This window comes from Paenibacillus plantarum (assembly GCF_013141695.1).
GTDB classification, from domain to species: domain Bacteria; phylum Bacillota; class Bacilli; order Paenibacillales; family NBRC-103111; genus Paenibacillus_E; species Paenibacillus_E plantarum.
Window position 1 is genome coordinate 410194 of record NZ_WHNY01000067.1, and the last position, 13273, is coordinate 423466.

Consider the following 13273-nt stretch of genomic DNA (forward strand, 5'->3'; position numbering starts at 1 on the left):
TTTCTTTTCCTGATACGTTTAGTTTACGCTAGAATAAGGGGAACAAAAAGAGTATAATTCACTTCAATGATTTCCCCTTTTACAGAAAGGACGTTGAAGATGCAGCTACTTACTCATTTTCTGGAGCTACGCGCGGGTTTTGAGCATGGTGTTGAACATAAACCGCAGCCCATTACATTAGAAGAATTAGCGGAAAGATTATATTGCTCGACACGGAATGTAAAGATTTTATTGAAAAAGATGAGTGATCAGAATTGGATTTCCTGGAAACCCGGTCGGGGTAGAGGAAACATCTCAGAGCTTACTTTTTTGGTCTCATCGGAAGACATGATCTCGAATCAAGCGATGGCGCTTGCCAATCGAGGCGATTATTTAGGCACGATTGAGCTGATTCATCAACTAGGCAAGGGAGAAGCACTTCAGGACTCCTTTATCGAGTGGTTGTTCAGCTTTTTTGGCTATCGTACGGTTGAGCATGAGGAGCGGTTTAAGGATACTTTACGCGTGCCTGTTTACAAATGGTTAGTGACGCTGGATCCTGCTCACACCTTTTTTGCGTTTGATTTTCATCTAGTGAGTCAAATTTTCGATACCCTCATACGTTATAATCCACAGACAAGGGTGATCGAGCCGCACTTGGCTCATTACTGGGAAATCAGCGAGGATGGCTTGTATTATACGTTTTATTTGCGAAAAGGCGTGCTGTTCCATCATGGCAGAGAGATGACAGCGTATGATGTAAGTTACTCTTTGGAGCGATTAAAGAAGCTGGGTCAGGCTGCCACGCAAGGTTGGATGACCGAAAGCATTGAGACGATTACAGTACTGAATCGAAGTTCGATTGCTATTGAATTAAGCCAGCCGAATGTGCTGTTTCTTCAACAATTGGCTCATACCTCGATGGCGATTGTTCCCGAGGAAATATGCCGGGATAATGAATCGATTTTTGGGCGAATGCCCATTGGGACGGGGCCGTTCAGGCTGGAGAGAAACGATGATTACATTTGCAAGCTGCGAGCGTTTGATAGTTATTTCGGCGTGAGGCCGCATATGGATCTCATCGAATTTTGGCTGCTGCCTTCGGATCTGCAAGAATCAACACCAAGCTACGATAAGATCCAAGTGTATCGTGGCCAATCGAATTCGAGTAAGCCGGTAGGCGCGATTGATAAAGATTCAGAATGGCATCAAATTGAACAAACCATTATGGGATGCAGTTTATTAACGTTTAATCGCAATAAAAGAGGGCCGCAGTACCATCCTAATTTTCGAAAAGCGGTTGATTTGGTTATAGACCGTGAGCGTATGATTGGCGAGCTCGGTGGTTTTCGAGAAGCGCCCGCAAGCAGTTTTATTCCGACAATGGAGCCGCTAGTGAAGTCTAGGACGGATTTTGAAGAAGCCAAGCGTTTGCTAAATGAAATGGGCTACAACGGCGAGACGTTACATATGTATGTCTATCGGAATAACAATGAGGATGCCATGTGGATTTGCCGGCAGTGTGCGCAGATTGGGATTCCCATCGAGATCACGATTCGGAGTGAGTCCGACATGACGCAGATGGACACCATTGACGAAGCCGATCTTATTTTTTATCACATTTGCATGGAAAGCAATTATGACCTTCATATCATCCAAACATTGAAACAAAGCAATAGCTATGTGCGCGCACATTTGAATGAAGAACGGCTGGCGTGGGTGGATTCGAATATGGAGGGGATTCTGAGTAATCCGAGCCTAGATGAGCGTATTTGTGGCTTACATCAATTGATTGCCGAGCTTCAGGAGGAGAAATCGTTTCTATTCGTCCTTCATCGCTCCCAACAAACGACGTATCATGATTCGATTAAAGGGGTAACGATCAACGATTTAGGCTGGATTGATTTTCGTGAAATTTGGTTTACACCAAGTGTTTGATAAACAAAAAAACGACCTTACGGTCGTCTAGGAGCAGGTGGCTCAAAGCGGTGTTCCATCGCAACCCAGCGTCCATTTGCAACGAAAAAGCCGATGAATGCGAAAACGATTAGTCGAGTAGGAATCCAAGCGGAATTAATGGATTGAAAGCTAATATATTCAAGTAAGGTCGTGAGGATCGCAGCGCCGATTCCCCAAGGTACAATCCCGAACATAATTAAATATTTAGAGCGGCCTAATTTCTTTCTCTTCAGCCATATAGCCTTATGCGAATCTTTCATGTCAAAGCTCCCTTTTTTCTTTCTAGTATAGCACTGCTGGCGAAAAATCTCGAATGGTAGAAACTCATAGCCTTAATAACCTTTTTTTCTTAGGAGAGGGGTAAACATAATCAGCATAATATGGTAGTATAAGGAAGTTGAAAAAGGGGGGCACACCATGCTTATCAAAATACTATTATTTGGTTTACTCTGGCGGATCGTTGGTAATCCGTTTCTAGCGTTACTCATTTTACTTGTCATTCTGTATGTGTTGGATAGAAGATACGTTGGTATCCTGCCGAATATTTGGAGACCTTTTCAGTTAAGACGTAGAGCATCACGTCTGCGAATTGACCTCCATGCGAACCCGCACAATACGTCAGCGAAGCTGGACTTGGCACGCATTCTGATTGAACGCAAAAAATATCAAGAAGCGCTGCCTTACTTGGAACAAACACTACCGATTATGCAGGAATCTGCCGATGTTCATTATGAAATTGGACTGTGTCAACTGAAACTAGGCCGAATAGCCGAGGGTGAAACCTTTATGCTGAAAGCGATCGAACTCAATCCTCGTGTCAAATATGGCGAAGCCAACCTGCGCCTCGGCGAGGCTTTGGCTCCCCATGCTCCGGAGCGTGCGGCGCAGTTTATTGAACAATTCCGCGACCTGCACTCTTCCTCGGTCGAGGCTTATTACCGACTCGGTCAGCTGTACCAGCAGCTCGGCCGCCAGGAAGACGCCAAGCGCGCGTATCGCGAGGCGCTTGACATTTACCGCGGCTTGCCTCGCTACAGCCGCAGACAGCAGCGGCGCTGGGCCTGGCTAGCGCGCATGAAATAGAAAGGTTCCGCTCATCTGCGAGCGGAACCTTTTTGTACTGCGCGAGCGTAGCCGCGCGTGAGCAGTAAAGCGCCCAGCAGCCCGATAAGGACGGCTGCTGCGGTGTGCACATCATAGAGCCAAATGCGTCCAGGCGCTGGCTCTGGCGTAACGCGATCCCACAGGGTGAGAATCGCGGGATGCACGAGATAGATGCCGAAGGAGGCTGCGCCTAAGGCAGATAAGAAGGCGCTGAAGCGTGAGCCGCGCCCGATCTGGTTGCGCGCCCACGGCACACAGACGAGTGGGATGGTCAGGCAATAAGCGAGCAGAGCTAGCTCGAACCACGTATTTTCGATCATAGCGAGACCATATTGCTGAAGCAGGAGCATACCGACATAAGCGCCACCAGCCACATAGACGGCGATCCCTATCCACCTTTTGTAACGAATCGCCCAAGTCACTAGCGTTGGATAATAGATGCCCATGAAGGCACCGAAGCAGAAAGTAGCCGTATAGCTTAAGCATAACGTCGCATACTCAGGCAGCGGAATTACCCAATGATGCAAGGTATAGGATGCCGCTTGAATGCCGATACCTAGAGGAATCAGGCCACGACGCAGCCACTTGTAACGTTTGATCGCAGCAATCATCAAGGGGAACAGCGCATAGAACTGAACGATAATGACGATATAATAAAGATGATAGCTTGCATTGCCCGAAAGGAGCAATTTAAATAGATGAAACGCATCGACATCTATCGTGCCATGAAACATGAATTGATTATACAAATAATAGAATATGGACCAAATGACATAGGGAATTAATATCTTTTGCAGTCTTTTTGTCCAGAATACACGTGACATCTTGGGCTCCCAACGGTCATAATACGAATAAAACAAAACGAGACCGCTAATCCAGATAAACAAAGGAACCGTAAACAAACTAGCTTTGTTCAGGATGAAAAAGAAAGCCTGGGAGCCTGTCCCAACAGGAAGTTGAGTGGCGCTAGAGGTACCATGAATAAGTACAACGGCAAAGATGGCAAGTGCGCGTACGATGTCGATTTCTGACAGCTTGGGCTTAGATAACTTCATGCAAATTCTCCTTTTTTCTCTCGTTTCACTGTAACATGATCCCCAAAGGAGGACAATGGTTAGTGGAATGAAAGCCCGCGTAGCTTGACGCTCTCACCTACCCGAGATAAACTGTTGATAGCATGTAAAGAGATCAATCAAGAGGGTGAATGAACGTGAGTTATGAATATTTGATGCAGGCGGTTTTGCTCATATTTTTGGTTATTATCACTTTTTTTGCGATGTTGGTATGGACGAAATGGCGAAAAAGAGGACGGAGATAGACCATGTATTTTATTAATCATGAACAAATTGATGGGCGCATTCAATTTCTGTCGGTACTCGCTGAGGCTAGTCAGCAATTAGAGGCGCAATGGACACAAGGTAAGCAGGATCTGACTTGGCAGCTTTCGCAAGAACGAGTACTTCATTTGGCGATCGAAACCGTGACGGATATTGGGAGCTTGCTCATTGATGCTTTTATATTAAGAGATGCAAGCAGCTATGAAGACATTGTTGAAATCGTACATGGAGAAGGGGCTTATTCAGAGTCTTTAACGGAGACGTTGCTGCAGTTAGTGAAGCTTCGGAAACCACTTGTACAGGATTATGTAGATTGGCCGCGACAAGACTTGCATCCATTAATATCGAAACTCCCAGCGGCTTTTGAGGAATTCGCGGCATCCGTTCGCGCATTTATCAAAAGTGAATTGGCATAACATACATAAGTGTTTCATAATTTACTTATTGCCTGTGATGCTGTAAAATGAGACCTAAACGAGTTCCGAGGGCAGGTGAGAGCGTGAATCAAATACTAGAAACATCGACGCGTAAAGTGATTCTTTCTATGCTCAAAACGCAGGGACCGTTAAGTGTACAAGATATGGCTAAACAACTTGGGATCACAGAGATGGCCGTTAGACGACATATTCATTCAATGGAGAAGGATGATTTGCTCGAGGCTAAGCTCGTAAGGCAAGCTATGGGACGTCCTACAAATGTGTATACCTTAGCTCCTCAGGCTGACGAATTATTTCCCAAGAAATATTCGCAGTTAACTTTGGATTTATTAGACGAGTTATTAGAAGACGAAGGTCAAGATAAAATCGAACGACTCTTTGAAGGCAGACAGGGGAAGCTCGAAGCACGCTATCAGTCAAGGATGCAAGCCAAAAGCTTAGAAGATCGCGTGGCTGAATTAGCGCACATTCAGAATGAGAATGGCTACATGGTTGACTGGTCCCCGCAAGGTGATGATGCTTATATCTTTAACGAGCATAACTGCCCCATTGCGAAGGTGGCCAACACCTTTCAGCAGGCATGCCAGTGTGAGTTAGCGCTGTTCCGTAATTTGCTCGATGCCCAAGTAGAACGTACAGAGTGTCTCGCCAAAGGTGCTAATAAATGTGTGTATATCATACGTCAAAATAAATAGCTTCGAAAAAGAAGTTAAGCAGACAGGTCTGCTTAACTTCTTTTTTTGTTCGCGCTGGGCGCTAACGCCACCTCCACAGCTCCATTTCCAGTAACGTCAGAACTCGACATACAGCCCTCGCCATAGTCACTGTGAGCTGTGCAACACTCTTCAGCATACTTTCAGCTAACTTTCATACAGCTATCAGCCCAGTTTAAGTCTCACTTCAGGTTAGCGTTCTATACTTGATCTATCAGCAAGACAACAAAATGATAGTAATCGAGAGGTGGTAATCGTATGAATGAAGATATGAACAATAACGTGAATTTGAATGATATAAAAGTGGAGCGCAAACCAAGCAACTCGAGAGTTAAGCCAATCTTTGCAGCTTTTATGGCGGGTGCGGTTGTCGTCGGTGGATTGATGTTTACTTCGGACAAATTGAATCTTTTTGGCTATGATACGCAAACGGTGCAGTCCAGCGCCACCGCGGCTTCAGCGGCGAACTCGGCTGCAGCTGGTGTCCAAACGGCATCGTTGAACAATTTGGGAACTAATAGTATTTCGCAAATTACGAAAGCGTCGAGTCCAGCCATTGTCAAAATTGAAACGAAAGTCAAGCAAACAAGCACATCAGGCTCGCGAAGAAATTCGCAGCAGCAAGGAACGCAAAGTGGAGATACGATCGAGAATGGGATCGGTTCTGGCTTCATTTTTGAAGATAGCGGCTATATCTTAACGAATGAGCATGTCATTGACGGAGCAGACGAAATCGATGTTTACGTACAAGGTTATGATACCCCATTTAAGGCAACGCTACTTGGCAGCAGCTATGATTTAGATTTGGCAGTACTCAAAATTCAAGGAGACAAAACTTTTCCAGCATTGAAAATCGGGGATTCAAATGCAGCTGAAGTAGGAGAGTGGGTTGTTGCGATTGGGAATCCATATGACTTCGATTATTCCGTTACAACAGGCGTATTAAGCGCTAAAGAACGTGAAATCAGCATTGATGATGAGCAGGGGACACGTAATTACAAGCATTTGTTACAAACGGATACGGCCATTAACCCTGGGAACTCGGGTGGTCCGTTGTTGAATTTGAATGGTGAAGTCATTGGGATTAATACAGCTGTCAATGCCGAAGCGCAGGGTATGGGCTTTGCGATCCCGGCAAGCACCATCAGCTCAGTCGTAGATAAATTGAAAAACAATGAAACTATTCCGAAAGATCCAGCACCCTACATTGGCGTAGCGTTGCAAAATATTACGGATGACATGCTGCAGGATTTGCAAATTAATAGCACTAATGGAGTTGTCGTTGCTGAAGTACAGCAAGGTTCGCCAGCTTTCAAAGCAGGAATTCGCCAGTTTGATGTCATTACGGAAGTGAACGGAAAAGGAATTGCGAATACGGAGGAACTAACGAAAGCGGTCCAGGCCGCTGCAGTTGGGGATGCGTTGAAGGTGAAAATTTCGCGTGATGGTCAAACGAAGGACGTTTCTGTAGAAGTTGGAGATAAGAACGCAGTTACCGCCTATCAAAGTTAAACAGCTACGAAAAAGCAAAAAACGGAGCCGCGATCATTTGCGAGCTCCGTTTTCTCTTACTTGGGCGTACGTAAAGATTAATTAATGAAACCAGCTTTACTTAGGAAACGTTTCAGCATAGCAGCAGCCTCTGCGCGAGTTGCTTGGTTGCTAGGGACGATGGTTGTCTCCGTCAAGCCATTGATAATCCCAGCATCGATAGCGGTAGCCATTTCTTTCTGTGCCCAAATGATTTGGTCAGAATCGCTGAAGTTGTTTAATAACGCGAGTTGCTGCGATTCAGAAATCGTTGATTTCAGTCCTGCATAGTTCATTGTGCGTACAATCATAGCAGTAAGCTCTTCACGAGTGATCTGAGCATTTGGTTTAAAAAAGCCGTCTTCATATCCATCGATAATGCCTGCTTTAGCAGCAGTTGCAACTGTCGTAGCGTACCAATCGGAAGCTTGGACATCGCTGAATGTCGATGTTGTAGTTTCCAGGTTTAAACCTAAGGAACGAACAGCCAGAGCAGCAAATTCAGCACGTGTAATATTTAGGTCAGGAGCGAATGTTGTATCTGTCATCCCATCAATTACGAGTTTATTGGTAAGGAGACTTACATCATTCTTAGACCAGTGGGATTCAATATCTGTAAAATTCTTGTTCATTTCGACTACCGTGTAGATGCTATTGTCGTTACGCTTTAGTGTGGCAACTGTTTTGCCATCTTTAACTTCGAAGATCGCAGGAACAAAGCTTAGTTTCTTCGTTGTCTCGTTGTAGAGAACGCCAGTAACCATCTTGGAATCTACAGCATTTGAAATGTTTAGGGAGCGAGAGACATACGTTTTGCCAAAATCAATAGACGTTGTTTTGCCATCTGGACCTACAGCAATGACATTAAAATCTACGGCATCAGTGATAGTTTTACCACCGATTGCTTTGGCAGCAGTACTTACCGCAGTAGCGGAATCACCGATAAGCTTTGTAATACCTACTTTGATCTTCAAATCCTTCATAGCAATACCAAGCGATTTGGCTAGCGCATTCAAATCTAGGATAGAAAGAGGAAGCATATAAGTTCCGTTATCTGAAATTACAGTAATCATAGAGCCCGATTTGCTAATAGAATCAACTAAAGCAGCTGCTGGAATAAGGGCGATGTCTCCGAATAGTTTGAGTTCTACGTTCGCACTTGAAGCTAGTGCATTCTTCAGGCTATCCTCGTTAACTTCACCGTTACTAGGAACACTAATGCTAGTCCCAGTTACTGGTGGTATCCAACCTCCACCCCCGCCATATCCTCCGCCACAGTTAATCACGCATCCCGGTACATCAGGATTGGCATCAGTCGCATATACACGGCTAGAAACCGTAGAATTATATTCACCTTCTAAATAAACGGCATCATATACGTTTGCTGTTATACCTGTATTAAACGTGAAATTGTAGTAGGTAACGCCATTTACAGTCGTCGTATTGGTGTAATCAGACATATAGGTCTTCTTTAACAGACTACTATTAGGAGCATACATATTTAGATAGACAGCTCCAGATACATTGTCATAAACGTCACTATAAACGGTTGCTGTAACACTCCCGGTTGTTTTGTCGTATGTGTACGACTTAATGCCTAGCGTTGCACCATACGCAATCACAGGTACTAGAATAGAAACGAACATGAATAGAGCCAAAACTCGAGAAACTTTTCCAGTTATTGATTTCACACGGAATGCACTCCTTTTTCTCTCTATTTGATTTTCACCGAACTGATCGTCTCTCATAAACGATGGATTCACCTCCTATGTTGATAGACTTCGAGAGTTCAAGTTCTATTTGAGTCCGTCCATTGGAAATTTGTTCCAAAATTGATTCTACCTTGGTGGCCTATCAGAGCTAATTAGTCAACGCAGCTGCAAAAAAAACGGAGCCGCGATCACTCGCGAACTCCGTTTTCTCATTCTTATGCACGTGACGCCGCGAGCAATTGAGCCGCCTTATTCGTGATCCAACCGAAATTGCCGGCTTCAATTTCCTTCAGGTTGATCAGCGAGCCGCCAATGCCTAGTCCATAGCAGCCAATGCTCAAAAATTGCTTGATATTGCCTTCGGTTACGCCACCGACAGCCATCATTGGGATGTGATCCAATGGTCCCATCAATTCCTTAATGTAGGGTAAGCCTAAGCTTGCACTTGGGAATATTTTAACGGCGGTAGCACCGGCTTTCCATGCTTTCACAACTTCGGTCGGCGTCATCGCACCAGGGAAGATCGGAATGCCCTCTTGCTTCGACCAGCGGATGACCTCCTCATCCAAATTCGGAGTGACCAGGAAAGCAGCCCCGGCAGCAACAGCTTGTTTGGCGTCCTCTAGATCCAACACAGTGCCTGCTCCAATGAACATGCGATCTCCCCATTGCTTTTGAAGGTTAGAGATCATAGTGAGCGCACCAGGTGTGTTTAGCGTTACTTCCATAACGGTGACCCCACCTTGATGAAGTGCTTCAGCAACAGATAGTATGTGTGCCTCCTGAACGCCCCGGACGATTGCCACGATACGTGTGCGTTCAATTTCTTGTAAGCCTTGTTCTCGGTTCATTTGTCGATTCTCCCAACTCAAATACCACGTTTTTGTTATTCATTATGACAGGTTCCAGAAATTTTTCCAATCCGTTTGTGTCAATACAAGCCCTACCTACCTATACTGTAGTAATTCATAGGCATTCGTCTAGAAGCCTCATCAGCCCTCACAGCTTTCAGCTCATAGGAGGTGACCTACATGACATGGAGTGAGATCAGTATCGTCAGCTTGGCAGTTGCTTGTTTAGTGCTCATTGTCTTTACCGTTCGCATGATCATTACGGCTACGCGAACGCTTCGCTTGTTAGGGGACACGGTTATTGAAGTTAAGCAGCAAATTGTCCATACGACAGAGCATGCGGAGAATCTAATGAAGCAATTAGGGCAGCTTACGGAAGAGGTACATTTGCAAGTCCTTGCTTTAGAGCCAAGTATTCAATCGGTTGAAAAGGCAGGGAAGGCTGTCGGTGAAGTTGCTTCGACGCTGCGCAAAGCCTCACGCATGATGAATGATTCCTTACTAGGTGCAGAAAAGGTCGTACATACGCACCAGAAGCGTATACACGACATCATGGAATGGGCAACCACAGGGTATGAGCTATGGCAGAGATGGCAGGCGCAGCGGAGTGCGAAATCAGATCATTAAGGAGTGGATATCACATGTCCAATGGAAAAAAAGGTAAAGATCTTCTCATCGGTGCAGTCGTAGGCGGTTTAGTTGGGGCTGCAGCAGCGCTGCTGTTCGCACCGAAATCAGGTCGTGAGCTACGAAGTGATATTGCAGAAGGAGCTACTGTGGTTAGCGACAAAACCGTGCAACTGGCCACTACAGTTAGTCAAAAAACGCAAGCAGCTGCCAAAACAGTGAGTACGACAACTACGGACCTCGTAGGTAAAGCTAAGGACACAGCAGCAAGTGTAGTCGAGACAGTTCGCTCTTGGAAAGAATCGCAATCTGAGGATGATATTCAAGACGAGATCGCAGCATCGGAAGCCGCAGAAGATTTGGTCATCGTAGGCCGATAGAAGTTATAATGAAAAAAGCAGAGCGCTCCTTCGAGGAGTACTCTGCTTCTTTGTTTACCATTTGGAAGGATCAATTTTACTAATATCCAACCCTTCCCAAACATTCTTAATATCAGCGGTCTCTGGATGATCGAAAAGCAACCATGCGGTAGGGAGATAACGTTCTCCGTATTCACTTGAAGGTTTATTAATAATAGCATTATTGTGAACCAGCACGGTTGATGCGCCACCATCCAGGTTCGCCGCGGTAATCGCGCCATGTGCTAAGAAAATTTCCTGCACATCATAGAGCGTTGCGCCTATACTGTGCGTTTGTCTGCCATCAATGATGGCGAATAGAATTGCGCCGTCCTTCGTTTGAGCCATGCACGTTCGCGGTGCGATCCCCCAGCCATCGGCTTGACTTTTGACTTGGCCAACACCATTCACGATGAAACGAGGGCTGAAGGAGACGGCTTCTTGAACACCCATTTCGAGCAGCTCGGATACTTTGTATTTTCCTGAAATCATTCGGCCTTGCTTATCAATCCCAACGATCTGTACGGTACCGTTCATACCTTTGTCATTGTAGAAGATTTTGCCTCCGGAGATGACAACGCCTTCGGGTTGAAAGCCATTGCCTTCCCAGTTCGGGTCAATGAATCCACCGCCATTCACACCGAGGATTGCCCCGGTACGTTTGACCATGGAAGACACTTTCTCCCCTTTACCTGCTTTCTCTGGCACTGCTATGCGAAGCTTGGTAGGGTCTGAAATGGTTACAAGCTTACCTTTGAAATTGGGACCCGATATGTTCTCGATTGTTACTAAATCTTTCTTGACTGGGGCTACCACTTCTGTGGGCGTATGGGACGCAAGAGGACCAACATCTACAAGTCCTAGATCCTTCTCGGTACCCATTTCGTCAAAACTTTTCGTATACGCGGCTACACGTTTCTGCAACTCGGATGTACCAATTAAATATTTGGCCCAATCCCGATGCTGCGTGGTGATGATCGTATCTGCCATCATGAAACGCAGGCTCGACCCCGAAGCAGTCAGGAAAAACCAACTTAAACCTAAGATTGCTAGAATGGTAATCGTAAGGACTGTATACGACAAAAAGCGTATTCCTGTAGAACGTTTGCGCTTTACGCGGGCTTGCAAGGTAGTCTGGGCGGTTGTTTGTTGAACAGCCATGCTTAGGCATCTATCCTCTCTAACGCTAATCAAGTCCACACTGTCAACTAATAAGACGAAAAGAAAGGAGAATAAGTTTCAGATTTCCCTGAAATGTTCTCCTTTTTTTGTAAAATGCTTAATTTTGTCGTTGAAGTGAGGCGAGTAGAGAGTCTTTCATCGTACTTTTATCAAATTGATATTCAAGATCGTTCCCAGCATGATAGGCGACACTGCGTAGAATAAGATCATGGTATTTCTTCTGACGCAGGGCAGCAATCGTTACGCTCAGGCTCACACCTAATGGATCGAAATAAAGTTTACCTGCTTGTGCATCATATTTCTTAACGTGAGACAAATTGACGAATAGATCCGTATCCATTTTCTTAAACCCTTGATCTTCTAGTTGGTCTAAGAAAAGGCTGAAATCTAAGAGTGATTGCATGGGTATCGTACGATTACCGATCCGAGTATGATACGTCATTTCGGTAGATCCAATTTCTATAAAAAGGATGTCTTCTAGGGGCAGAGTTAACGGTGTCGATTGACTATCTTGGTTAAATTTTTCGAGATATCCAGCTTTTTCCATGAGATCTGTATACGAAAACTTATAGGCATCCGACAGTTTTTTTAACGTGACAGGGGATGGTTTAATCTTTTCATTCGTCGAACGGTTACGCTCTAATTCTAAATCTCGAATATAGGCATGGGACAGGCCACTCTTGTTGGCAGCTTCACGTAAGGACATCTTTCCACGTAAGCTCTCCAAAAATTTACCGAATCCTTCAAATTGCTTCATCATAGGAATCCCTCCATATGTTAATTGTAATTGAATTGGCTCAAAATAGAAACGTTTATAGCACTTATTGGTACTAATTACCTGAGTAGAATGTGAACATCTTATATGATTCGTAAGTAAATTGCGAATTTGGTAGGTCGCGAGAATCAATCCCGTGACTTCTTACTTCTATTTTTTTATAATAGGGGAGTAGAAAGGGGACGATTTCATCATGTTAAAAAAATGGCTGAGAGACAACGGCATGCATATCTCATGGCTAGTTGCCTTAATTGCGACGCTAGGAAGCTTATATTTTTCGGAAATTTTGCATTTTGCACCTTGTAAACTTTGCTGGTATCAGCGAATTCTTATGTATCCATTGGTCGTCATTCTAGGCATTGCAGCCGTTCGTAGAGATTACAAAATAACCATCTACGTGTTGCCGTTAACGATTTGGGGAGCATGCATCTCCATCTATCATGTTTTATTACAAATGGGTGTTTTCAAAGAAACGGGTACAGGTTGCGGCCCCATTGCTTGTGATACCGATTATTTAAACTGGCTTGGATTTATTACGATTCCGATGCTGGCAGGAACAGCGTTTATCCTACTTACTGTTCTACAATACTTGACTTATCGCGCTACAAAATAACTCCTGAAATCAATCGTTAGGCAGGTAATTTGTCATTCACTGTCGAATAGCATGGA

At 44.8% G+C, this 13273-nt stretch carries 14 protein-coding genes; 8 read left to right on the forward strand and 6 right to left on the reverse strand.

Going from position 1 to position 13273, the window contains the following annotated elements; all coding sequences use genetic code 11:
* Nucleotides 1–99: 99 nt before the first annotated feature.
* The gene (locus GC096_RS24820; protein ID WP_171633972.1) at nt 100–1917 is read left to right on the forward strand and encodes an ABC transporter substrate-binding protein; all 1818 of its coding nucleotides are present in this window, start codon (nt 100–102) and stop codon (nt 1915–1917) included.
* A 17-nt stretch (nt 1918–1934) separates the two neighbouring features.
* Here GC096_RS24820 and GC096_RS24825 read toward each other — a convergent pair whose 3' ends face one another.
* A complete protein-coding gene (locus tag GC096_RS24825; RefSeq protein ID WP_171633973.1) occupies nt 1935–2198 on the reverse strand; it encodes a hypothetical protein in 264 nt (87 codons plus the stop codon).
* A 157-nt stretch (nt 2199–2355) separates the two neighbouring features.
* Here GC096_RS24825 and GC096_RS24830 point away from each other — a divergent pair, with 157 nt between their 5' ends.
* On the forward strand, nt 2356–3021 hold the full coding sequence (locus GC096_RS24830; RefSeq protein ID WP_171633974.1) for a tetratricopeptide repeat protein: 666 nt from the start codon (nt 2356–2358) through the stop codon (nt 3019–3021).
* An 11-nt stretch (nt 3022–3032) separates the two neighbouring features.
* Here GC096_RS24830 and GC096_RS24835 read toward each other — a convergent pair whose 3' ends face one another.
* On the reverse strand, nt 3033–4097 hold the full coding sequence (locus GC096_RS24835; protein ID WP_171633975.1) for an acyltransferase: 1065 nt from the start codon (nt 4095–4097) through the stop codon (nt 3033–3035).
* Nucleotides 4098–4363: 266 nt separating this feature from the next.
* On the opposite strand from GC096_RS24835, the gene GC096_RS24840 reads away from it, so the two are divergent.
* The 3 genes from GC096_RS24840 (at nt 4364) to GC096_RS24850 (ending at nt 7041) form a co-directional block, all read left to right on the forward strand.
* Entirely contained in the window at nt 4364–4795 is a 432-nt protein-coding gene (locus GC096_RS24840) for a DUF86 domain-containing protein (protein WP_171633976.1), read from the forward strand.
* Nucleotides 4796–4842: 47 nt separating this feature from the next.
* Nucleotides 4843–5511: a helix-turn-helix transcriptional regulator gene (locus GC096_RS24845; protein ID WP_171633977.1), complete on the forward strand. Its 669-nt coding sequence runs from the start codon at nt 4843–4845 to the stop codon at nt 5509–5511.
* Between the two features lie 276 nt (nt 5512–5787).
* Nucleotides 5788–7041 carry a S1C family serine protease gene (locus tag GC096_RS24850; protein ID WP_171633978.1) on the forward strand — a complete coding sequence of 418 codons (1254 nt, stop codon included), beginning with the start codon at nt 5788–5790 and terminating at the stop codon, nt 7039–7041.
* Between the two features lie 77 nt (nt 7042–7118).
* On the opposite strand, the gene GC096_RS24855 is transcribed toward GC096_RS24850, so the two are convergent.
* Together GC096_RS24855 and GC096_RS24860 are read right to left on the reverse strand one after the other, a co-directional pair.
* Nucleotides 7119–8750: an S-layer homology domain-containing protein gene (locus GC096_RS24855; RefSeq protein WP_312886337.1), complete on the reverse strand. Its 1632-nt coding sequence runs from the start codon at nt 8748–8750 to the stop codon at nt 7119–7121.
* 236 nt (nt 8751–8986) lie between these two features.
* Nucleotides 8987–9622, reverse strand: coding sequence for a bifunctional 4-hydroxy-2-oxoglutarate aldolase/2-dehydro-3-deoxy-phosphogluconate aldolase (locus GC096_RS24860; protein ID WP_171633980.1), 636 nt, complete (start codon nt 9620–9622; stop codon nt 8987–8989).
* 180 nt (nt 9623–9802) lie between these two features.
* On the opposite strand from GC096_RS24860, the gene GC096_RS24865 reads away from it, so the two are divergent.
* A complete protein-coding gene (locus GC096_RS24865; protein ID WP_171633981.1) occupies nt 9803–10249 on the forward strand; it encodes a DUF948 domain-containing protein in 447 nt (148 codons plus the stop codon).
* Between the two features lie 14 nt (nt 10250–10263).
* The gene (locus GC096_RS24870) at nt 10264–10629 is read left to right on the forward strand and encodes a YtxH domain-containing protein (RefSeq protein WP_171633982.1); all 366 of its coding nucleotides are present in this window, start codon (nt 10264–10266) and stop codon (nt 10627–10629) included.
* A 54-nt stretch (nt 10630–10683) separates the two neighbouring features.
* On the opposite strand, the gene GC096_RS24875 is transcribed toward GC096_RS24870, so the two are convergent.
* Complete coding sequence (locus GC096_RS24875) at nt 10684–11808, reverse strand: phosphodiester glycosidase family protein (RefSeq protein WP_171633983.1); 1125 nt, start codon at nt 11806–11808, stop codon at nt 10684–10686.
* Between the two features lie 118 nt (nt 11809–11926).
* Nucleotides 11927–12589 carry a helix-turn-helix domain-containing protein gene (locus GC096_RS24880; RefSeq protein WP_171633984.1) on the reverse strand — a complete coding sequence of 221 codons (663 nt, stop codon included), beginning with the start codon at nt 12587–12589 and terminating at the stop codon, nt 11927–11929.
* A gap of 205 nt (nt 12590–12794) precedes the next feature.
* Here GC096_RS24880 and GC096_RS24885 point away from each other — a divergent pair, with 205 nt between their 5' ends.
* The gene (locus GC096_RS24885) at nt 12795–13217 is read left to right on the forward strand and encodes a disulfide oxidoreductase (protein ID WP_376769523.1); all 423 of its coding nucleotides are present in this window, start codon (nt 12795–12797) and stop codon (nt 13215–13217) included.
* Nucleotides 13218–13273 lie beyond the last annotated feature (56 nt).

Coding starts and splice junctions, on each gene's coding strand:
- GC096_RS24820 (WP_171633972.1), top strand. CDS start 100: ATGCAGCTACTTACTCATTTTCTGGAGCTACGCGCGGGTTTTGAGCAT.
- GC096_RS24825 (WP_171633973.1), bottom strand. CDS start 2,198: ATGAAAGATTCGCATAAGGCTATATGGCTGAAGAGAAAGAAATTAGGC.
- GC096_RS24830 (WP_171633974.1), top strand. CDS start 2,356: ATGCTTATCAAAATACTATTATTTGGTTTACTCTGGCGGATCGTTGGT.
- GC096_RS24835 (WP_171633975.1), bottom strand. CDS start 4,097: ATGAAGTTATCTAAGCCCAAGCTGTCAGAAATCGACATCGTACGCGCA.
- GC096_RS24840 (WP_171633976.1), top strand. CDS start 4,364: ATGTATTTTATTAATCATGAACAAATTGATGGGCGCATTCAATTTCTG.
- GC096_RS24845 (WP_171633977.1), top strand. CDS start 4,843: ATGAGACCTAAACGAGTTCCGAGGGCAGGTGAGAGCGTGAATCAAATA.
- GC096_RS24850 (WP_171633978.1), top strand. CDS start 5,788: ATGAATGAAGATATGAACAATAACGTGAATTTGAATGATATAAAAGTG.
- GC096_RS24860 (WP_171633980.1), bottom strand. CDS start 9,622: ATGAACCGAGAACAAGGCTTACAAGAAATTGAACGCACACGTATCGTG.
- GC096_RS24865 (WP_171633981.1), top strand. CDS start 9,803: ATGACATGGAGTGAGATCAGTATCGTCAGCTTGGCAGTTGCTTGTTTA.
- GC096_RS24870 (WP_171633982.1), top strand. CDS start 10,264: ATGTCCAATGGAAAAAAAGGTAAAGATCTTCTCATCGGTGCAGTCGTA.
- GC096_RS24875 (WP_171633983.1), bottom strand. CDS start 11,808: ATGGCTGTTCAACAAACAACCGCCCAGACTACCTTGCAAGCCCGCGTA.
- GC096_RS24880 (WP_171633984.1), bottom strand. CDS start 12,589: ATGATGAAGCAATTTGAAGGATTCGGTAAATTTTTGGAGAGCTTACGT.